We start from the raw sequence: 21,273 nt of genomic DNA, 5'->3' as shown, positions 1-21,273 counted from the left end.
ACCCATGGAAGCCATGACACTGACGACACTGACCGCTCTTTCCCCGGTAGATGGCCGCTATGCCGGCAAGTGTGCGCCCCTGCGTGAACATTTCAGCGAGTTCGGCCTGATCCGCTACCGGGTGCTGGTGGAAATTCGCTGGCTGCAATGCCTGGCCGCTCATCCCGGTATCACCGAGGCAAAGCCCTTCTCAGACGCCGCCAATCAGCGCCTGAATCGTCTCGCAGAGGCCTTTACCCAGAACGACGCCGAACGCATCAAGGCCATTGAGAAGACCACCAATCATGACGTCAAGGCGGTCGAGTACTTTATCAAGGAACAGATTGCCGACATGGACGAACTGGCTGCGGTCAGTGAGTTCGTCCACTTCGCCTGTACTTCGGAAGACATCAACAACCTGTCGCATGCTCTGATGCTGCGCCATGGGGTGCAGGATGTGTTGCTGCCCGTCATGCAGCGCATTATCGCCAGCCTGCGGGAACTGGCGCACGGGCTGGCTGACCAGCCCATGCTGTCACGCACCCATGGGCAGACTGCTTCACCGACCACTCTGGGCAAGGAACTGGCCAATGTGGTGGCGCGCCTGGAGCGGCAGTACCGGCAGATCGAACGCATCGAGTACCTGGGCAAGATCAACGGTGCCGTGGGCAACTACAACGCCCACCTGGCCACCTACCCCGCTATCGACTGGGAAGCCAATGCGCGTGAGTTCGTGCAGTCGCTGGGCCTGACCTGGAGCCCCTACACTACGCAGATCGAGCCGCATGACTACATTGCCGAGCTCTATGATGCGATCAACCGTTTCAATACGGTACTGATCGATTTCGACCGTGACATCTGGGGCTACATCTCCCTGGGTTACTTCAGGCAGCGTACCGTGGAGGGCGAAGTCGGCTCCAGCACCATGCCGCACAAGGTCAACCCGATCGATTTCGAGAATTCCGAAGGCAATCTGGGCATAGCCAACGCCATTCTGGCCCATCTGGCCGCCAAGCTGCCCGTCTCACGCTGGCAGCGAGACCTGACGGACTCCACAGTGCTGCGCAACATGGGGGTCGGCCTGGCTCACAGCCTGATTGCCTATGAGGCCACGCTGAAAGGCATCAGCAAGCTGGAAGCCAACCAGGAGCGTCTGGACCGTGATCTGGATCAGGCCTGGGAAGTCATGGCCGAGGCTGTACAGACCGTCATGCGGCGTTACGGCATCCCGGAACCCTATGAAAAGCTGAAAGCCTTTACCCGCGGCAAGGCCATTACCCGGGACAGCATGATCGAATTCGTGCGCAGTCTGGATCTGCCGGCACCGGAGAAGGAACGTCTGCTCGCCATGACGCCGGCCACCTACATCGGCAACGCCGCTGAACAGGCACGACGGGTCTGAGATGACGACTTCCGGGCCCATGCTGTTCGGGCAGATGCCGCTGGCCGAGTTTCTGCGCGATTACTGGCAGAAAAAACCCTGTCTGTTTCGGCAGGCCCTGCCCGACTTCGACTCGCCGCTAAGCATGGACGAAGTCGCCGGCCTGGCGCTGGAAGCCGACATCGAGAGTCGACTGGTACGCGAAGCGCCGGCATCGGGGCCGGCCTGGGCGGTCGAGTGCGGTCCCTTTACCGACACCGACCTGTCCGGCCTGCCGGAAAGCGGCTGGAGCCTGCTGGTACAGGCGGTCGATCAGTGGGTACCGGAAGTACGCGCCGTGCTCGATGAGTTCGGTTTTCTGCCCGCCTGGCGGCTGGACGACATCATGATCAGCCTGGCACCGTCGGGTGGCAGTGTGGGACCGCATTTCGATCAGTACGATGTATTTCTGCTGCAGGCCGAAGGCCAGCGCGACTGGCAGTTGGGCGGCTACTGTGATGCAGATACCCCGCTGCTGGCAGGCGTCCCGCTGAGCATATTGGCCGACGGCATCGGTCAGCCCTCGGCGCGCTGGACGCTGGAGCCCGGCGATATCCTCTACCTGCCGCCCAGACTGGCGCATCACGGTGTGGCCCTGACGCCCTGCATGACCTGGTCGGTGGGTTTTCGGGCGCCGGATGTGCTGGAAGCGCTGCAGGGGCTGGCCCAGCGCGCCGAGCTGGATTCGGCCGTCGATTTCATGCGCTACAGCGATACCGATCTGACGCCGCAGGAGGCGCTGACCGCGCAGATCGGTCAGGACAGCCTGCGTCGCCTGCGGGCTACCCTGAGTACCGTGCTGGCGCGCGATGACCTGCTGGCCGATTGGCTGGGGGCTTACATGACGCAGAACAAGTATGGCCTGTTCGACTGGTCGGAGGTATCGGAGCAGACTGCGCCGCCGGAGGGTACGCTGGTGCGTCAGGCCCTGCCGACGCGCATGACCGCGTTTGAGCATCAATTCTATGTCAACGGACGCGCTTTTGCGCTGACTGCGGCCGATCAGCCGCTGATAGACTGCCTGTTGCAGCAGGACCAGTGGTATTGGCAGGAACTGGCCGCCAGGGCCCACTCCGCAACGGCCCGCCGCATGCTGGGCCTGCTGCTCGAAAGCGGTTCACTGGAAATCAGTGAATGACCGTGTAGGCATCCCGGCTTTCAGCCATCAGGGTTTCTTCTTCGCTCTCTTCCAGCTCCAGAGTAAAGTGCTCCACTGCATCCATACCCGCACCGATCATGGCCTTGGCCACTTCCATATGATTGCTGGCCAGCCGCTCCTTGGCTTCGGCCGAGAAGCCGATGGTGAGCACGGGTTCTTCTTCGTCCTCGCGCACCAGGGCGATATCGCCGTCTTCCAGTTCAATGATTTCCCAGTACATGCAATACCTCTATGCCTGTCGGTTGGTTGGGTCAGTTGGTCTGGCTGTGCTGTGCCCAGAGATCTGCCCACGCGGCCAGACCGGCCCGGGCATCCTGGCTCCAGTCGGCCGCAGAGCGGGCAATGGTGGCGGCTGGCGCAAGCCGTGCCGGAGGAATCAGGCCGGGCTGCCAGTAGCCGCTCCACCAGTTGCGCAAGGCCGGCAGCCAGTGGTCAGGGTCCCGTGACGCCAGTTCGATCTGTTGCAGTTCGGCCATGTCGGGATTGAAGGTGCGCAGACTGTGTAGCCACGGGGCCTCGCTCATGCTATCGGTGGCGGCCTCCGGGCGCAGACGATAATCCGCACACAGGCTCTGCAGCAGCGCTATCCAGGCCCGCCACAGCAACAGGCGGGAGGCATCCTCAAGTGCTGTTTGCGCTCCGTCAGCGTCCGCAGGCAGGGCCTGCAACGCATCATACCTGAACAGCAGACGCCTGACGTCGCGCACGGTCAGTAGCGGACTCTGAAGCCGAGCGTGAGGGCCGAATCCATTTCCGCCACACTGTCGCTGTAATCTGCCTGAATATGGCTGTAGCCGACAAAGAGCCGACCCTGAGGCAAGACCTCATAGGACACCCTTACCTGCAGATCCAGAAACTGATCGAGTGACGAGAAGGCCAGCACCTGAGGCGCATAATAGGCCTGCACTTCGCCGCCGAAACCATTCAGGTTGGGCGGCTGATAGCGGGCAAACCCGCCGAGGCCGATCGCCACACTGGTATCTTCGCCAGAGGCCTTGAACAGATAGGTTTTACCACCCAGGCCAGCAACCAGTTCCGGCCGGGAGTTCTGAGGGTCAATAGCGTGAAAGCCGGCATTGATCATCTGACCGTTGTCCAGGTGATACCAGCCGCCCACAGTCAGGTACGCCGCTGTCCCTGCCCGTACCGCGCCATGTTCGCCGCGAATGGATTCATGGGTCAGTGCAACATCCACTGACCCGCCCGCAAAAGCAGGTGCGGCCCAGGCCAGGGCCAGAGCCGCAACTGCGGCTCGTGTCATTGATTTCAGCATCCGCATGAAACTCCTTTAAACTGCGGCGCATTTTAACGGCAACGGGGGAGAAATTCATCCCCCGCGACGGCCAATACGATCCGCTGACGGGGTTCAGCCCGCCAGATCGAGCAGCAGCTTGTTGATCCGCTTCACATAGGCCGCCGGATCCTTGAGGCCATCGCCGCCCGCCAGACGTGCCTGCTCATAGATGACGCTGATCAGTTCGCGGCTTCTGGCTTCGTCGGTTTCGCTGTTCAGACGCTGGACCAGCGGGTGCTCGGGATTGATTTCCAGTGTCGGCTTGCTGGCCGGCACCTGCTGACCGGCAGCCTCCAGCAGCCGCTGCATCTGGGCACCCATATCGTGCTCGCCCACCACCAGACAGGCCGGTGAGTCGGTCAGACGATGCGTAGTGCGCACGTCCTTGACGTCATCCTCCAGTTCCTTGGCAATCTGCGCGGTCAGGCTTTCGAAGGCCTTGTCCGTTTCCTCGTGCTTCTTCTTTTCTTCTTCGTCTTCGAGATCACCCAGGTCCAGCTCGCCCTTGGCAATATCCTGGAACGGCTTGTCCTCGAACTCGTTCAGATGACCCATCAGCCACTCATCCACCCGGTCTGACAGCAGCAGTACTTCGATGCCCTTCTTGCGGAACACTTCCAGGTGCGGGCTGCCCAGAGCCGCATTGTGGGAATCGGCGGCCACATAGTAGATGGCTTTCTGGCCTTCCTTCATGCGCTCGACATAGCCTTTCAGGGCGACATTCTGGGTCTCGTCAGCCGTATGCGTGGAGGCAAAGCGCAGCAGACCGGCAATCTTCTCCCGATTGGCGAAATCTTCCGCCGGACCTTCCTTCAGCACCTGCCCGAATTCATCCCAGAACTGCTGGTACTGCTCGGGTTTCTTCTTCGCCATCTTTTCCAGCATATCCAGCGTGCGCTTGGTCAGGGCTGTCTTCAGCGAGCTGACCGTCTTGTCGTTCTGCAGAATCTCCCGGGACACGTTCAACGACAGGTCATTGCTGTCGATCACACCCTTCATGAAACGCAGATAAAGCGGCAGGAACTGTTCAGCGTCGTCCATGATGAAGACGCGCTGCACATAAAGCTTCAGGCCGCGCTGGGCGTCACGGTTCCACAGGTCGAACGGCGCCTTGCTCGGCACATAGAGCAGCGAGGTGTAGTTGAGCTTGCCCTCGACGCGGTTGTGGCTCCAGGTCAGCGCCTCGTTGAAGTCGTGCGAAATGTGCTTGTAGAAGGACTGGTATTCCTCCTCCGTGATCTCGGACTTGTCGCGTGTCCAGAGTGCCGTGGCCGTATTGATCTTTTCCAGCTTGTATTTCGGCTCGACCTTCTTCTTGTCTTCGTCATCGCCCTTTTCTGCCGCTTCGGCTTCGTAGTCACGAACTTCCATCATGACCGGCACGGAAATATGATCACTGTACTTGCTGACCAGGTTGCGCAGGCGCCACTCATCAAGGAACTCTTTCTCTTCCTTCTTCAGAAACAGCTTCACCTCGGTACCGCGCTCGGCTTTCTCTACCTGCCCGACTTCAAACTCGCCGCTGCCCTCACTGGACCAGAACACACCCTCGGCAGGTGCCATGCCGGCCTTGCGGGTGCGCACTTCAACTTTGTCGGCCACAATAAAGGCACTGTAGAAGCCCACCCCGAACTGGCCGATCAGGCGGGAGTCCTTCTGCCGATCACCGCTCAACTGCTGCAGGAACTCGGCGGTACCGGAACGCGCAATGGTTCCCAGGTTGGACACCACTTCGTCATGCGTCATGCCGATGCCGTTGTCGGTCACGGTGAGCGTTTTCTTTTTCTCATCGAAATCGATGCGAATGCGCAGGTCACCGTCATTCTCGTACAGACTGTCGTCCTCCAGCGCCGCAAAGGCCAGCTTGTCGGCCGCATCGGACGCGTTTGAGATCAGCTCGCGGAGAAATATCTCCTTGTTGCTGTACAGGGAATGCACCATCAGGTGCAGCAACTGCTTGACTTCGGTCTGAAACTCACGTTTTTCGGTGGTTGCTGTGGTCATGATGCCATCCATCCTCCATTGCGGAACTCTTGGGTGTAATGGCACGGAAAATGGGGGTGGCGGCGGGGAATTCAAGGCTTTGTCGAGTCGACAGATGACAGAGGACAGTCGACAGAAGACAGTTGCGGGTTATGACAACTCGTGGCGATAATAGCGTCTGCGTGGACAAACTGAGCTGAAGTTCTTTACTGTCTACCGTCTACTGTCCACTGAAATGATCCGTAACCTATCAGGACCCTTCCCATGCCCGACTGGACCGCCCAGGACAGCCTGCAGTTGTACAACATCGACCGCTGGGGCGCCGGTTATTTCAATGTATCCAAGGCCGGCGATGTCGAGGTCTGTGACCCTGACACCGGTCAGGCCGTCAGTCTGCCGGCGGTCATTGCGGCCCTGCGCGAACACAACCTGTCCCTGCCGGTTCTGGTGCGCTTTCCGCATATCCTGCATGACCGGGTGCGCAGCCTGGTCAGCAGCTTCCGGAAGGTAATCGAAGCCGAGCAATACGAAGGCAGTTTCACGCCGGTCTATCCGATCAAGGTCAACCAGCAGTTTGGCGTGGTCCGCGAGATCGTGCGTGGACAGCAACTGGCACTGGCTGGCCACATGGGACTGGAAGCCGGCAGCAAACCGGAGTTGCTGGCGGTGCTGGCGCTGTCCGAGCCCGGACGCTCCACCATAGTCTGCAATGGCTACAAGGATCGGGACTATATCCGCCTGGCACTGATCGGTCAGCGGCTCGGGCATCGGGTCTATCTGGTACTGGAAAAGCGCACCGAGCTGGAAGAAGTGCTGGCCGTGGCCAGGGAACTGGGCGTGCAGCCCCGTATCGGCATTCGGGCTCGTCTGGCGACCATTGGTACCGGCAACTGGCAGGACACCGGTGGCCCCAAATCCAAGTTCGGGCTGTCGGCCAGCGAGATTCTGCACACGGTGGAACGTCTGCGCGAGCGCAATGCCCTGGAGTCGTTCCAGTTGCTGCATTTCCATCTGGGCAGTCAGATTGCCAATATTCAGGACATTCAGGTCGGGCTGCGTGAGGCGGCCCGCTTCTACGCCGAACTCAGGCTGCTCGGCGTGCCCATCACGGTGGCGGATGTCGGTGGCGGTCTGGGGGTTGACTATGAAGGCACGGCGTCACGCAGCACCTGCTCGATCAACTACTCCATTGACGAGTATGCCAAGCGGGTGGTGCATGCTTTCCGCGATGCGGCCCTGGCGCATGATCTGCCGCAGCCCGATATCATCAGTGAGTCCGGCCGCGCCATGACCGCACACCACGCCATGCTGCTGACCAATGTAATCGGCGTCGAGCGTGTGGAGGCCGGCCATATTGAGGCGCCGACCGAGGACAGCCCGCTGCTGCTGCACAACATCTGGGCCAGTTATCAGGGTCTGGCCGAGCGGCGCCGGGGACTGACCGAGGTGCACCATGATCTGGTCGCCCTCAGTCATGACATCAATCAGAGTTTCGCCACCGGGCAGATTACGCTGGCCCAGCGCGCCGAGGGCGAGCAGGTGCTGAAAGGCATGGCGCTGGAACTGATGCGGCGCCTGGATCCGGGGCGCCGACCCCATCGGGCCATACTGGATGAATTGAATGAGCAGATGGCTGACAAGGTATTTGCCAATTTCTCCCTGTTCCAGTCGCTGCCCGATGCCTGGGGCGTCGATCAGATATTCCCGGTGCTCCCGCTACAGAACCTGCATCGTGAGCCCAGACGCCGCAGTGTCATTCGTGATATCACCTGTGATTCCGATGGCCGGATAGATCAATATGTCGACGGGGAGGGTGTCGAGGCTACCCTCCCCACCCCTCCCCTGTCTGCGCCGCACGACATCCTGGGGTTCTTCCTGGTGGGGGCCTACCAGGAAATACTGGGGGATTTGCATAACCTGTTCGGTGATACCCATTCAGCCGACGTGATACTGGAAGAAGACGGCGGCTTCCAGTTGACCAACTGCCAGCAGGGCGACAGTGTGCGCCGGGTACTGAGCTATGTGAACTTTGATCCTGACCGTCTGCTCGACGCCCTGCAGACACAGGTGGACAACTCGAGCCTTGAGGCGTCCGAGCGGCAGGATCTGTTGCAGTGGCTGCAGGCAGGCATGGATGACGACACCTATCTTGACCACGGCACCTGATCAGAGGATAACGGCCCTCACCTCATCATCCTTGCGATCCAGATAGTGGGTGCTCTGAATGCGCCGTACCGTGCGTGAACGACCGCGGATCAACAGGGTTTCCGTGGTCGCCAGCAGGCCCTGCCGGGTCACGCCCTGCAGCAGGTCACCCTTGGTGATGCCGGTGGCCGAAAACACCAGGTTGTCGGAGCGGACCATGTCTTCCAGCCGCAGCCGCTGGCCCGGCACCACCCCCATCTGGCGACAACGCTCGGCTTCACGCTCGCCGGCCGCGCTGTTCTCCGGCGAGTCACCCTTGGCCTGATGGCGCAGTATCAGGCGGCCCTGCATGTCGCCGCCCAGAGCCCGGATCACGGCCGCCGAGATAATGCCCTCCGGCGCGCCGCCGATGCAGTACATCATGTCGACCTCGCTTTCCGGCACACTGGTCAGAATGGAGGCGGCCACATCGCCATCGGGCAATGCGAATACCTTGACGCCCAGCGCTTGCAGGCGCTCGATCATGGGCCGGTGGCGGGGTTTCTCCAGGGTCACCACGGTCAGCTCCCGCAGCGGCTTGCCCAGCGCTTCCGCAACCGCCCTGGCGTTGTCTTCCAGCGGCTGTTCCAAATCGATCAGCCCTCTGGCCTGCGGTCCCACCACCAGCTTTTCCATGTACATGTCCGGTGCCTGCAGAAAGCAGCCCTGTTCGCCGGCCGCCAGCACGGCCACTGCATTGGACTGTCCCAGCGCTGTCATGCGAGTGCCTTCGATCGGGTCCACGGCGATATCCACCGCTTCGCCCCCGCGACCGACCTTTTCACCGATATACAGCATCGGCGCCTCGTCTATCTCACCCTCACCGATAACGATCTCGCCATCGATATCACTGGTGCTCAACAGGGCACGCATGGCGGATACGGCCGCCTGATCTGCGGCGTCCTTGTCACCCCGGCCCAGCCATTTGTGGCCAGCCAGGGCGGCGGCTTCGGTGACCCGGGAAAACTGCAGGGCCAGATCACGTTTCATCAGTTGTTGCTCCTTGGTGTGCGCATGGTGACAAATTCCTCGGCGGAGGTCGGGTGAATGCCGATGGTCTGATCGAAATCGGCCTTGGTGGCGCCCATGGCATAGGCTACCCCGAAGCCCTGCATGATCTCGCCGGCGTCGGGCCCCACCATATGGGCGCCCAGCACCTGTTCGCTGCCGGTTTCCACAATCAGTTTCATGTAGGCCCGCAAGGGGTTGCCCGACAGGGTGTTCTGCATGGGGCGGAATTCGCTTTCGTACACCGTAACAGCGTAGTTGCGCCGGGCTTCCTCTTCGGTCAGGCCAACAGTGCCGATATTGGGCTCGGAGAATACCGCCGTGGGAATGGCGTCGTAGCGGACCGGGCGGCCGCCCTCGCCAAACCACTGCTGAGCCAGGAACATGCCTTCGGCCAGCGCGACCGGTGTCAGTTCGGCCCGGCCAACCACATCGCCAATCGCATAGATACCTTCGGCGGTGGTCTGATATTCATCATCCACGATGATGGCGCCTCGATCATCGGTACGTACATCCACCGCTTCCAGGCCCAGATTTCGGGTATTGGGTTGCCGGCCGGTGGCACAGAGCACCAGATCGGTATCCAGTACCTTGCCATTGGTCAGCGTCACCCGGTAGCCGCCAGCAATGGCTTCCACCGAGGCCAGCTCGGCATCCAGTTCCAGGGTGACACCATCTTCCTGGAACTGCTGCTGGGCAAAACGGCGTACATCCTGATCAAAGCCGCGCAACACCAGATCGCGGCGATGTATCAGCGTGGTGTCGACACCGGTACCGTTGAAAATGCCGGCGAACTCGACAGCAATGTAGCCGCCGCCCACCACCACGGCCCGTTCTGGCCACTGTTCCAGATGAAAGACTTCATTGCTGGTGATGATGTGCTCCTTGCCGGGGACTTCCGGCACAAAGGGCCAGCCGCCGGTGGCAATCAGAATTCTGTGCGCGGTAATCTCTTCATTGCCGACGCGGACCCGGTTGGGCCCGGTGATTTCCGCATGCCCCCGGTACAGAGTACACCCGGCCCCTGTCAGCAGATTGCCGTAGATGTCATTGAGACGGCTGATCTCGCGGTCCTTGTTACCGCGCAAGGTGGACCAGTCCAGCTCGGGTGCAGTCACCGCCAGGCCAAACCCGGCAGCATCTCTGAAGCCGCGTCGGAACTGGGCGGCATAGACAAACAGCTTCTTGGGCACACAGCCCAGGTTGACGCAGGTGCCGCCCAGATCAGACACCTCGGCCACGGCTACGCGCGCACCCATCTGGGCACTCATGCGGGCAGCCCGGACGCCGCCGGAACCGGCGCCTATGACAAACAGATCATAATCCATGGAGATACCTCTTCATTTGAACGATACGGGCTGGCCGCTCAGTACCTGACGACTACGCCACGCAAATTGACCTGACCCGTGCTGTTGCCCTGACTCAGTGTCAGTTGATCCACTGTCAGCCCCTGGCTTTCGAGGTCTGCCAGCCAGAGCAGGACGCGATCGAAGGGCTGGTTGTCCAGCCACAGGCGCAGGCCGTCATTGCCGCTCTGCTCAAAGCGCGTCAGATCCACCGACTGCTGCGCCGCAGTACGACTGATCAGATTGGTCATGCTCTGTACCGGCGACGCGCCATCATCGCCGGCAAGGTTCTGTACCCTGAGTTGTGGCGCCGCCCGCTGCAAGTAGGCCAGGGCCTGCTCGGCCTGAGCCAGTTCAGCCTGGGCCTGGGCCCGGCGGTCAGCCAGCGGCTGCCAGACATAGAGCCACAGCAGTACCACCAGCAGGGCTGCCGCCAACCCGGCCCAGACTATCTTTTCACGGGTGGAATAGGCCTGCCAGCGAGCCCGCAATGACTCCATCAAGGCATTCATTCCGTGTTCCCCTGTATCCTGAAATTGCCGCGAAAGCCGTCGCTGACGCGGCTCGCCGAATAGGTAACGGTCAGCGCATGCTCTTCCAGGGCGCTGCGCAGGGCTTCCAGTGTCTGCGTGGATTCAGCCTCGACCTGCACCTGGAGTTCTGCCCGGTCAGCGGTAAAACGCAGTTCTTCCAGGGCCACGGGCTGAGTGGCCATGGCCTCGTCAAAGCGGGCCAGCAGGCTCAGAAAGGGGCCCTGCTGAGCACCATTGTCGGACGTTCTCAGGGCCAGCTCTTCCATCTGCTGCAGCGCCCGCTGGCGTTGCAGGGTCAGTTCCTGGCCTACCGCCTCGGCAAACAGCGCTTCCGTCGCTTGCCAGACCGCCTCTGCCCGCTGCTCGGTCTGGCGCAGATCAGCGATAAAGTAGAGCCCGCCGGCCACGGCCAGCAGGCCTGCCGCCAGGGCAGTTCCGGGCAGCAGATGCTTCCAGCGACTGAAGGCATCGACCTGCTCGTAGGGGCCACACAGCAGATTGGTCAGGCTGCGCCGGCGTGGCCCGGCCGCCAGCCAGAGGTCGGCCAGCATGGGCAGCCAGCCATTGGCCACCTGCGCCACCCCGGGCCGGGCGGCACTGAACTGCTCCACCTCCGCCGCCAGCGTATCGGCCTCACCGGCCAGATCATCGGCCAGCAGCAGGCTCGTGGTCTGACCCTGTGCCTCAGTCGCCAGCCGGTCCAGCCAAGCTGACAGATTCTGCCGGGTGCAGGCCATGCCGCAGCCGGCCGTGTTGACCAGCACGCGGTCCTGAGTGCCCGGCTGCCAGGCGATACAGATTGCATTCTGATCATGCAGAGCCAGCACCTGAGTATCCAGCACCAGAGCAGCCGCAGCGAGTTCACTGTCGGCCAGCAGCTCGAGCAGGTGGCGCAGGCGTGCATGCGGGACAGCATAAACCGCCAGCTGGTCACCGCTCAGGGACTGGCCCGGTACGATATGCAGTTCCTCGATATCCTGCGCGGTCTGCGCCTCCAGTATGAAGGGCAGCGAACGGCTCAGAAAACGACGTTGCCGCTGCGGCACCGAGACCGCGGTATGCAGAGCGCCTTCCACCGGCAGTATCAGCACCACCGAGAGGTGCAGCGGGGCCATGTCGCGCAGGGCGGCCCGCAGCGCGGACTCGTCCCCGGACTGGACGGCCTGCCGCTCGCCCTGCTCGATGCAGAGCCAGTCAAAATGTCGAACCCGGGCGTCCGGGTAGATAAACACCGTCTGCGCTTTCATAAGTACCGGTCAGTTATCGGGAGTGCCATTGTCATCATCCGGGTCAGCCCTGTCCACCGCAAGCGGCAGGTAATGGCGCTGTATTACCTGAACGGCGCCGTCTTCGTCCCGGCGCAGCCAACTGGTCAGATGCAGAGTCTGATCCAGATAGTCGACTTCGGCCTCCAGCAGAAAATACTCCCCGCGCACGCTGAACCACCCCGCTGGCAGTTCTTCACGCAGCGGCTCGACATCCTCTCGGGTCAGCCAGTCGTCGACGCTGTCCAGACCGTCTTCACGGGCCCGCTCCAGGGCCAGCCACTGGGGCTCGCCCATGTCCGGATGCAGGGCGCGCAGCACCGGCTCGGTGACAACCTGCAGGTTGAGCCTTGACTGGGCCGGCAGGAACACGGCCCAGCCTTCGATCTCCAGCGGGGCCAGAGTCTGCTGCTGCGGTTGCAGCAGGCGTAGCTCGGAGGCATCCGCGATGGACGCAAAGGAAGGCCGGTAGCCGGGTTCCACCAGTCTGTATTCGAACTCGGCACCGCTGTCACGATCAAACCAGTCCGCCAGCCGCTGCAACCAGGCGCCCTCCTGGCCCTGATCCGACAACAGGCGCTGGACCTGTGCCGGCGCGGCGCTGACACCGGAAGAGTCATGCAACCAGTTCAGATTGTAGTAGCCATCCAGCGGCCGCACCCGAAACACGGCTTCACCCGGCTCCAGCTCGAACGGGTCGGACCATTCGCCCCAGGCCGAAGCCGGGAGCGGGGTCTGATGGTCCCGCTTGAGTTCGGCCCGACCCAGGGCCTCGACACTGTGCAGCCAGGCATAGCCCTGGCTGCTCTCCAGCACATGCTGGGTGCCGGAGATGGTGAGCTGCTGGCGCCAGGTCAGATGCACGGCCAGCGCCATCAGCACGGCAAAGACCAGCAGCACCTGAATCAGGGCCACCCCCTGTTGCAGCCTGCGACCGGCACCCGCGCGCATCACAGGCTCTCCTCGTCGCTGTCTTCCAGCACCCGACCGGGTACGTTCCAGAGAAACCGGGCCGGACCATAGCCGGCCCCATCCAGAGTGACTTCAATGGCGCGCAGGCTGCCGGGCAACTCGCCGGCAATCACGTCACTGGGCGGCCACTGCTCAAAGCTGTTCTGGTCACCGTCGGCATCCAGGCCAATGAAACTCAGGCTGATGTCGCGCAGCGGTGCCATGACTACCTGCTCGCGCCAGGGGTTTTCGGCTTCCGCTTCCAGGTGCTGACGAAAGCGGCGCAGCAGGCAGTCGCCTTCCAACTGATCCCGTTGGGCCCACTGTTCCGAGGTCAGCCCCATGCGGCACCGCTCACTGCTGATCGGAACCAGCTCATAGACCACCCGCTGCAGATCGGAGCGCAACTCCGGGTCAATGCTGGAACGCAGCCAGCCATGGCGGGTCAGTTCCAGCAGCGTCTGGTCATTGCTGATCAGTGCCGGCTGCAGGTTGCTGAATTCGTCGGCCACTGGCCGCTGGGGGGTGTATTGCTCCAGATCCTGCCGCAGACGCTCCTGTACCGCCTGCAGGCGCTCCAGATCATGCAGCCGCTCGGTCACCCGTTCGCGCGTGGTCACGAACTGACTGACCAGCGTCAGGGTGCCGCCGGCCAGGATCACTGTCACCGTCAGGGCAATCATCAGCTCCATCAGCGTAAAGCCACGCATGTGAACGCTGTGCCCCGGCTTCACAGGGTCACCGGTATCAGGGCAATGAGTTCATCGACTGGGGTTTCGCCATCGGCCAGGTAGACTGATACGGTCACCCGCCGCAGGTGGGCGCCATAGGTTTCCGATTCAGGGTCGGCCACCGACCACCGTATGACCCAGTCACGACCAAAGTTGCTGACGTCATCGGTGTAGTTGTTGATTGCGGGGGCGTCGCTCAGGCGCAGTTCGCTGAGGTGGTTTTCGGCCACCCAGCGCCCCAGTGTGCGCTCCTGCAGAATTTCGGTATTGCGGATACTCTGGGTGGCGGTGTACATCAGGCTGGTGGCAATCACCGCGAATATGGACAGGGCGACCATGACCTCGACCAGCGTGAAACCGCGGTTGCGCCCGGGCCGCTGTGGAATGGTCGATCTACTCATGGGCCAAACGCCACTGCGGTCGGTTGAAGCCATCGGACACCAGGTATTGCCAGGGCTCGCCATCGTCCGCCCAGGCCAGTTCCAGCCGCCATGGGTGGTCGCCCGTGCCATCTGGTCTGATCAGCAGGTGCAGCTCGGCCGGTTCCGGGTGCTGCTCGGTCCACAGCGGGAGCAGACGGGTATCGTTGCCGAGGCCGAGCCTGAATTCCAGACTGTCGGGCAGGATCCAGTGCCGCAGCGGATCCAGCACTGTCTGGGGGTCACCCTGATCATCGAGCTCCGTACCCAGTTGATAGAGCTGGATACGGTCACTGAACCAGTGCAGTCCCAGATCCTGCCGCTGCAGCCGGGCGTCGGTATAGGCTTCGAGCACGAAGCTGTGCAGGCGCGGCAGATAGCGTTCGTGATCGCGCTCGCGATTCGGCGGCGCCATGCTGAGCGCCACCAGGGATATGGCCACGGAGATGATAACGAGTACCGTCAGCAGCTCCAGCAGGGTAAAACCGCGCGCACGCGGAGCATGCCGAGAGAGGTTCAAAGGCCCCCTAGCGGTCGTCATCATCCAGACTGGACAGGTCGGCATCGTCACCCTCCCCGCCCGGCTGACCATCGGCGCCGTAGGAGATGATTTCAATGCGGTTGTTGCCGTGGTTCACATAGTCATAGTCATTGCCCCAGGGGTCTCTGGGTGCAGAGCGCAGGTAGGGTCCACGCCAGTTGCGCGGCGCCGGTGACCCGGAGGGCTCGTTCATCAGGGCATCCAGCCCCTGTTCAGTACTGGGGTAATGCGAGTTTTCCAGGCGGTACATCTGCAGCGCATTCTCGATGGTATTGAAGTCTGCCTGCACCGCCTGGCGCATGGCCGCCTGGTCTCGGCCGGTGAAGTTCTGAGCCACCAGGCCGGTAATCACAACAATGATGATCAGTACAATCAACAACTCGATCAATGTAAAACCCGCAGCGGAACGACCATTTCTCAGCATGTGTCCATTACTCTCGTAGAAATTGCAGTGTTCATGAATCCATTCATATCATGGTGTTCATCTGCGTCAGCGGCAACACCACCGACAGCACAATCACCATGACAATGGCACCCATTATAACCAGCATCAGCGGCTCCAGCAGCCCCATCACCGTGCTGATAATGTCCTTCAGGTTCTGTTCCTGATTGCGTGCGGTACGAGCCAGCATGTCATCCAGACCCCCGCTTGCCTCCCCGCTGGCAATCATGTGAATCATCATCGGCTGGAAATAACCGGCTTCAGCCAGCGCCCGGCTGAGCGACCCACCTTCTGTTACCTTCTGCGTTGCCGTGCGCACTGCGGCTCTGATCGGCAAATTGGTGATCACCGAGCCGGCTATGCGCATGGCTTCCACCAGCGGCACCCCACTGCTGGTCAGCATGGCCACTGTACTGGCAAAACGGGCGGTGCTGAAGCCGCGTATCAGAGGGCCAATGAAAGGTAACCGTAAATACAGACGGTGCGTCAGGGCGCGTCGGGCCGGTTGCAGATTCCACAACACGAACAGAACCGACAGTATAATCAACCCCAGGATCAGGGTCAGCCACCAGGTCTGCATAAAGTCGGTTACCGAGATCAGGGCTCGTGTAGGCGCCGGCAGGGGCTGCCCGCTGCTGACGAAGATATCGAGAATCCGGGGTACCACGCTGTTGAGCAGAAAGACCACGATACCGATGGCGGCCAGCGTCAGTATGACCGGATAGGTGGCGGCCATCTGCAGTTTGCGCCGGGTGGCTTCCTGTTCCTCTATATGATCCGCCAGTCGCAACAGCACCAGATCCAGCTTGCCGGACTGTTCACCGGCATCCACGGTGGCTCGAAACTGGTGGTTGAAGGCTCTGGGGTAGGCTTCCAGAGCCCTGACCAGACTGTAACCTTCCAGTACCCGGGCGCGGACGGCGAGAAATATGGAGCGGATACGACGCTGTTCATTCTGCTCGGCCACGGCCTGCAGGCATTCCTCCAGCGGCATACCGGAGGCCGCCAGCGTAGCCATCTGACGGGTGACCATGGCCAGTTGGCTGACACTGAGACCCGGGCCGCCAAGAAACCCGGTGCGTCCCCGACGTTCGGCGGATTGCCGCAACTCTACCGGCACCCAGCCCTTGTCGCGCAGCTGCGCTCTGACCTGGCGCGGGCTGTCGGCTTCGATCACACCCTTGCGGCTGCGTCCCGATGCATCCAGAGCAACATATTCGAAGGCTGCCATCAGAGGTTCCTGCTCACCCGCATGACCTCCTCGATGGTGGTCAGGCCGGCCCGCACCTTGCGCACCCCGTCGGCCAGCATATCGGTGGTGCGCTCGCGCGCCAGTCGATTCAGTTCATGCTCGCCGGCACCTTCGTGGATGGCGACCCGCATGGCTTCATCCACCTGTACCAGTTCATACAGACCCATACGACCACGGTACCCGGTGTGCTTGCACTGTTTGCACCCCTGCGGGTGATAAATGGTGGCCGACTCGGATGCATTCAGACCCAAAAATTCCCGTTCGGCGCGGTCGGGCGTCGCTGCCACCTTGCAGTCCGGGCACAGGGTTCTGACCAGACGCTGAGCCAGCACACCGATCACGCTGGATGACAGCAGGAAGGGCTCAACGCCCATATCCTGCAGACGGGTAATGGCACCCACGGCAGAGTTGGTATGCAGCGTACTCAGCACCAGGTGTCCGGTCAGACTGGCCTGAACGGCAATCTGCACCGTGTCCGAATCCCGTATTTCACCGATCATGACCACATCCGGGTCCTGGCGCAGTATAGCTCGCAGGCCACGGGCGAAGGTCATGTCGATGCGCGGGTTGACCTGGGTCTGACCGATGCCGGGCAGCGAGTACTCGATCGGGTCTTCCACGGTCATGATATTGCGGGCGGCTGAATTCAGATGCTCCAGCGCCGCGTACAGCGTGGTGGTCTTGCCGGAGCCGGTGGGCCCGGTGACGAGAATAATGCCGTGCGGGCGCGCAATCAGTTCGCGCAAACGCTGCTCGTCGGCGCTTTCCATGCCCAGATGCGACAGCGTCAGGCGCCCGGCCTGCTTGTCCAGCAGACGCATCACGACCCGCTCGCCATAGCTGGAAGGCAGTGTGGACACCCGAATGTCGACTTCGCGCCCCGCGACCTTGAGCGCAATACGGCCATCCTGAGGCAGGCGTTTTTCCGCTATATCCAGACGTGCCATGACCTTGATGCGGGAGATCAGCAGCGGTGCCAGGGCCCGTTTGGGCTGCAGCACCTCGCGCAGCACGCCGTCCACGCGGAACCGGATGACCAGCTTTTTCTCGAAGGTTTCAACATGAATATCCGAGGCCGACTCGTGAATGGCTTCGGTCAGAATGGCATTGATCAGGCGGATGATGGGGGCATCATCTTCCTGTTCCAGCAGGTCTTCGGTTTCCGGTACCGACTCGGCCAGGCTCATCAGGTCGAGGTCCGAGAACTCCTCCGCCTGTTGCATCCGATCTTCATTCTGACTCTGATAGACCAGGTTCAGCCGCTGCTCGAACTGATCATCAGCCAACGTATCGAATGGCAGGGTATCACCCTGCAGGCGCATGGCCTCCTGAATCGCAAAGGGCGGGGTATCCTGGCGCACGAACAGGCACACGCCATCGGCAGTCCGGTCGATAACCACACCGTGGCGCTTGGCATAGGCAAAGGGAATACGGGCGAGTCCGGCCGCCTCGGCAGGTTGCTTCCCTGGCTCTGCTGCTGCCATCTGATCAGCCGGATCGTGATTCATAGTCATGCGCGGCTCAGGTTACACCAAATGGCGCTGCAAAGTCTCAGCCACCTGGTTCAGGTTCAGTGGTTTTTCCAGAATATCATCCATGCCGGCCGCCATGCAGTTGCGTTCAACCGCCGGCGAACGAGTCGTGGTGATACCCAGGATGACAGCGGGCTCAGCGCCCTCTTCCCGTTCGTCATTGCGCAGCAGGGCCACCGCTTCATGGCCGGACATGTCTGCCAGTTCCTGATCTACCCAGACCATGTCAAAGCTGTCGGCCCGGAAACGCTCGCGGGCTGCCCTGGCACTGCCCACCACCACCGTTTCGATGCCGAGCCGTTGCAGTATCTTGCGCGCCACCATGGCATTGACGGCATTTTCCTCCACCACCAGCACCCGCCGTCCGGCCAGCCGCTCGGTGATCTCGTTGACATCGTCATCATCCTGCCGATCGATGGGCTTGCGCAACAGCCAGCGATGCAGGGTGCGTCGGGGCACCGGCTTGTTGAGCAACTGATCCTCTTCAAACCAGTCCGCCAGCAGGGTCTGCTGGGCCGCTGTCACCATCAGCAGCGGGCGCAGGGTGTCGTGGTCGCGGCAGTAGGCGGCGATCTTCTCCAGCACGCCCAGAGCATCACTGGTCAGGCGCACCGGCACGTTGATGATCCAGTAGTCCTGCTCGGGTGCAGTCTCGGGCCCGGGAATGGCCTGCTCGTCCAGTTCCTGCCGGGTGACACTCATGCCCCAGCTTTCCAGCTCTGCCCCCACCGCCTGGGCACCATATTCCGGAAAGCCGGTCATCAGCACCGACTTGCCCGCAAAATGCCTGCTGGCGCTGAACACCCGCCCGCCCTGCGTGGAGGCTTCCAGCGGCAACCGGATACTGACCTGGTAGATTCTGTGCCCTTCTGTGGTCAGCACATTCAGGCGGATACGGCCGTCATGCTGGCGGACCAGGCTGGCTATGATGACCAGACTGAGCAGAGTGACATCAACATGCCCCAGAGCCTCGAAACCCCGCTCGGTGCGCAGCAGAGTCTGCATGTCTTCCAGAGTCTGCTCGTCTATGTCGGCCTGGAAACGCACAGAAACATCAATACCCTCACCCTCGATGGCATCCTGCACCTTCATGCTGACTTCCGGCCCTGTCGACAGGCTGACGGCAAAGGTGGTGAGCTGCTTGAACAGCGTCGTGATCTGGCGCGGACTGCCATTGACCCGTTCCGGCAGATCCGGCCGCATCGTATAGCTCAGTTCGACTTCCCGTTCGTGCGCGACCGGGCCCAGATTCTCCATGACACTTTCCAGATGGCGCGCCACATTGAAGACTTTCTTTTCTTCGTTGAGGAAATGCCCGCGCACCCGCAGGTAGGTATCAAAGTCGTCGACCAGTTCAGCCAGAGAATGGGCGCTTTGTGAGGCCACTTCCACCAGCTTGCGGTCTTCCTTGCGCAGCCTGGCCGTTGTCAGCAGGCTGAGCATGCCGAGCACCCCATTCAGCGGGGTCTTGATCATGGCGGTCAGATTGGCCATGAAACGCTCCGAATCATCCGCCCGCAGGGCCGCCTGCTGTTCGGACGCGCTGGCCTTGCCGAGCTCATATTCCAGCCGTTCACGGTTTTCCAGCGATTCCCAGTGCTGGCGACTGATGCGACGCCCGACCCGGTTCATGAAGACATAGAACAGCAACACCCCCAGCCCCAGGGTGCTGTACTCCAGCTCGAACATCAGGATGCCGGCAATGGCCGGCGGGATCAGCAGAATCCGGTTGTACCATTCGGCCATGCGTGGATAGGGTGCAAAAATATAGATATGGGTGGCGCAGACCGCCGCCGTATAGACCCAGATAAAGGTCAGGGAGGCATCATAGCTGGGCAGCACAATGGTCAGGGTCAGATAGCACGACCACAGGGCGGCCCCGGCGAGGGTGACCATGCCGTACTGGTTACGCCAGCGCTTCGGACCCCGGCCGTAGAAATGATCGAACTGGAGCAGATAGACCAGCCGCCAGATGGCGACCAGCAGCAACAGCAGGCCAATGCCATAGCTCTGCACCGGCGACAGCGCATCGAAGCCCATCAGCCATTCGACATAGAGAAAGACCAGCAGATGCCCGAACACACTGATGCGCCCCTGGCGGGAGATCTCGCGGTCTATGGTCCGCAGCAGGCTGCGCTTCTTCTGGATGCTGTTGTCGGGCAGGCGCTCCCATTGCATACGGTGCTGTGTCCTTGTGTGCCATCGGGCCGAAAGGCGTAGCATACCGCAGGCGCGGGACGGGATGAACCATTCTTCGGAATGGAGCGGGCACGCGCTGCGCGGCCCGCCCATTCATCACACTCTGTTAAAGTGCTTTATCAAGTTCCGGTACCAGCTCGAACAGGTCACCGACCAGGCCGTAATCGGCCACCTGGAAGATGGGTGCTTCGTCATCCTTGTTGATGGCCACAATGACTTTGGAGTCCTTCATGCCGGCCAGATGCTGGATCTGCCCCGAGATGCCGACGGCAATGTACAGGTCGGGCGCTACTACCTTGCCGGTCTGACCCACCTGCATGTCGTTGGGTACAAAGCCGGCATCAACTGCGGCGCGGGAAGCCCCGATGGCGGCATTGAGCTTGTCGGCAATACCTTCCAGCAGCTTGAAGTTCTCGCCGTTGCCCATGCCCCGACCACCGGAAATAACCACCCTGGCGGCGGTCAGTTCGGGACGGTCAGACTGGGCCAGTTCTTCGCCCACGAATTCGGACAGGGCCAGATCGGACACATAGTCCACGGTGGCAATGTCGCAGGCACTCTGCTCACCGGTGGCATCAAAGCCGGTGCCACGCACCGTGATTACCTTCTTCGGGGTGGAGACTTTGACCCGGGCAATGGCATTGCCGGCATAGATGGGACGCGAGAACTCGTCGGCAGCATGCACTTCCATGATGTCGGAAATCTGATCCACATCCAGCAGGGCGGCCACACGCGGCATGAAATTCTTGCCCCCGGTAGTGGCCAGGGCAACGATGTGCTCATAGTCCGCCGCCAGCTTGACCACCAGATCTGCCATCGGCTCTGCCAGGGCATGCCCATAGACAGCATGGTCGGCCACCCGCACCTGCTGGACGCCCTTCAGGCAGGCGGCAGCCTGTGCCACAGCGTCCATGTTTTCGCCGGCCACCAGCACATGGATATCGCCCCCCATGGCCCTGGCGGCGGTGACTGCATGTGCTGTGCCTTCGGACAGCTCGCCCTGATGATGCTCGGCAATTAACAGAATACTCATGA

Annotated in this window: 20 protein-coding genes; 3 read left to right on the top strand and 17 right to left on the bottom strand. The window is 61.6% G+C overall.

The genetic code is table 11. The features are described from left to right. Positions 1-13 precede the first annotated feature (13 nt). Positions 14-1,381 carry an adenylosuccinate lyase gene (purB, locus tag E4656_RS04355; RefSeq protein WP_135482266.1) on the top strand — a complete coding sequence of 456 codons (1,368 nt, stop codon included), beginning with the start codon at positions 14-16 and terminating at the stop codon, positions 1,379-1,381. Position 1,382: 1 nt separating this feature from the next. Then, positions 1,383-2,537 (top strand): cupin domain-containing protein, encoded by a 1,155-nt coding sequence (locus tag E4656_RS04350; RefSeq protein WP_135481486.1) that lies wholly within the window; start codon positions 1,383-1,385, stop codon positions 2,535-2,537. Here E4656_RS04350 and E4656_RS04345 read toward each other — a convergent pair. The 4 genes from E4656_RS04345 to htpG all read right to left on the bottom strand — a co-directional run bounded on the left by E4656_RS04345 (position 2,527) and on the right by htpG (position 5,856). Next, the gene (locus tag E4656_RS04345) at positions 2,527-2,778 is read right to left on the bottom strand and encodes a hypothetical protein (RefSeq protein ID WP_135481484.1); all 252 of its coding nucleotides are present in this window, start codon (positions 2,776-2,778) and stop codon (positions 2,527-2,529) included. The two genes, E4656_RS04350 and E4656_RS04345, sit on opposite strands and share 11 nt — an antisense overlap. Before the next feature lie 31 nt (positions 2,779-2,809). After that, positions 2,810-3,265, bottom strand: a complete 456-nt coding sequence (locus E4656_RS04340; protein WP_135481482.1) for a hypothetical protein — start codon at positions 3,263-3,265, stop codon at positions 2,810-2,812. Between the two features lie 2 nt (positions 3,266-3,267). Then, entirely contained in the window at positions 3,268-3,831 is a 564-nt protein-coding gene (locus E4656_RS04335; protein WP_167855927.1) for a YfaZ family outer membrane protein, read from the bottom strand. Positions 3,832-3,924: 93 nt separating this feature from the next. Further along, positions 3,925-5,856 (bottom strand): molecular chaperone HtpG, encoded by a 1,932-nt coding sequence (gene htpG, locus E4656_RS04330; protein ID WP_135481478.1) that lies wholly within the window; start codon positions 5,854-5,856, stop codon positions 3,925-3,927. 243 nt (positions 5,857-6,099) lie between these two features. Between htpG and speA the strand changes: the two genes are divergently transcribed. Then, positions 6,100-8,001 carry a biosynthetic arginine decarboxylase gene (gene speA / locus E4656_RS04325; protein ID WP_135481476.1) on the top strand — a complete coding sequence of 634 codons (1,902 nt, stop codon included), beginning with the start codon at positions 6,100-6,102 and terminating at the stop codon, positions 7,999-8,001. Here speA and glpX read toward each other — a convergent pair whose 3' ends face one another. The 13 genes from glpX to E4656_RS04260 form a co-directional block, all read right to left on the bottom strand. Beyond that, positions 8,002-9,009, bottom strand: coding sequence for a class II fructose-bisphosphatase (gene glpX, locus E4656_RS04320; protein ID WP_135481474.1), 1,008 nt, complete (start codon positions 9,007-9,009; stop codon positions 8,002-8,004). Further along, a complete protein-coding gene (gorA, locus tag E4656_RS04315) occupies positions 9,009-10,355 on the bottom strand; it encodes a glutathione-disulfide reductase (protein WP_205849090.1) in 1,347 nt (448 codons plus the stop codon). The genes glpX and gorA overlap by 1 nt, the downstream gene beginning before the upstream one ends. 38 nt (positions 10,356-10,393) lie before the next feature. Beyond that, positions 10,394-10,885, bottom strand: a complete 492-nt coding sequence (gspM, locus tag E4656_RS04310) for a type II secretion system protein GspM (protein ID WP_135481471.1) — start codon at positions 10,883-10,885, stop codon at positions 10,394-10,396. Further along, positions 10,882-12,153, bottom strand: coding sequence for a type II secretion system protein GspL (gene gspL, locus E4656_RS04305; protein ID WP_135481469.1), 1,272 nt, complete (start codon positions 12,151-12,153; stop codon positions 10,882-10,884). Before gspL ends, gspM begins: the two co-directional genes overlap by 4 nt. A gap of 9 nt (positions 12,154-12,162) precedes the next feature. Then, the gene (gene gspK / locus E4656_RS04300) at positions 12,163-13,122 is read right to left on the bottom strand and encodes a type II secretion system minor pseudopilin GspK (protein ID WP_135481468.1); all 960 of its coding nucleotides are present in this window, start codon (positions 13,120-13,122) and stop codon (positions 12,163-12,165) included. Then, a complete protein-coding gene (locus E4656_RS04295; protein WP_135482264.1) occupies positions 13,122-13,832 on the bottom strand; it encodes a GspJ family type II secretion system protein in 711 nt (236 codons plus the stop codon). Before E4656_RS04295 ends, gspK begins: the two co-directional genes overlap by 1 nt. Positions 13,833-13,852: 20 nt before the next feature. Then, positions 13,853-14,254, bottom strand: a complete 402-nt coding sequence (gspI, locus tag E4656_RS04290; RefSeq protein WP_167855926.1) for a type II secretion system minor pseudopilin GspI — start codon at positions 14,252-14,254, stop codon at positions 13,853-13,855. Then, positions 14,247-14,792, bottom strand: coding sequence for a prepilin-type N-terminal cleavage/methylation domain-containing protein (locus E4656_RS04285; RefSeq protein WP_205849089.1), 546 nt, complete (start codon positions 14,790-14,792; stop codon positions 14,247-14,249). The genes gspI and E4656_RS04285 overlap by 8 nt, the downstream gene beginning before the upstream one ends. A 7-nt stretch (positions 14,793-14,799) precedes the next feature. Further along, positions 14,800-15,237 (bottom strand): type II secretion system major pseudopilin GspG, encoded by a 438-nt coding sequence (gspG, locus tag E4656_RS04280; RefSeq protein ID WP_135481464.1) that lies wholly within the window; start codon positions 15,235-15,237, stop codon positions 14,800-14,802. Positions 15,238-15,280: 43 nt separating this feature from the next. Beyond that, a complete protein-coding gene (gene gspF, locus E4656_RS04275; protein ID WP_135481463.1) occupies positions 15,281-16,486 on the bottom strand; it encodes a type II secretion system inner membrane protein GspF in 1,206 nt (401 codons plus the stop codon). Continuing rightward, positions 16,486-17,991: a type II secretion system ATPase GspE gene (gene gspE / locus E4656_RS04270; protein WP_135482261.1), complete on the bottom strand. Its 1,506-nt coding sequence runs from the start codon at positions 17,989-17,991 to the stop codon at positions 16,486-16,488. Before gspE ends, gspF begins: the two co-directional genes overlap by 1 nt. A 42-nt stretch (positions 17,992-18,033) precedes the next feature. Continuing rightward, positions 18,034-20,217 carry a hybrid sensor histidine kinase/response regulator gene (locus E4656_RS04265; protein ID WP_167855925.1) on the bottom strand — a complete coding sequence of 728 codons (2,184 nt, stop codon included), beginning with the start codon at positions 20,215-20,217 and terminating at the stop codon, positions 18,034-18,036. Positions 20,218-20,344: 127 nt separating this feature from the next. Continuing rightward, positions 20,345-21,271, bottom strand: a complete 927-nt coding sequence (locus tag E4656_RS04260; protein ID WP_135481459.1) for an electron transfer flavoprotein subunit alpha/FixB family protein — start codon at positions 21,269-21,271, stop codon at positions 20,345-20,347. Positions 21,272-21,273 lie beyond the last annotated feature (2 nt).

This window comes from Natronospirillum operosum, assembly GCF_004768465.1.
GTDB lineage: Bacteria > Pseudomonadota > Gammaproteobacteria > Pseudomonadales > Natronospirillaceae > Natronospirillum > Natronospirillum operosum.
This window is presented reverse-complemented; position numbering and strand designations above follow the sequence as displayed.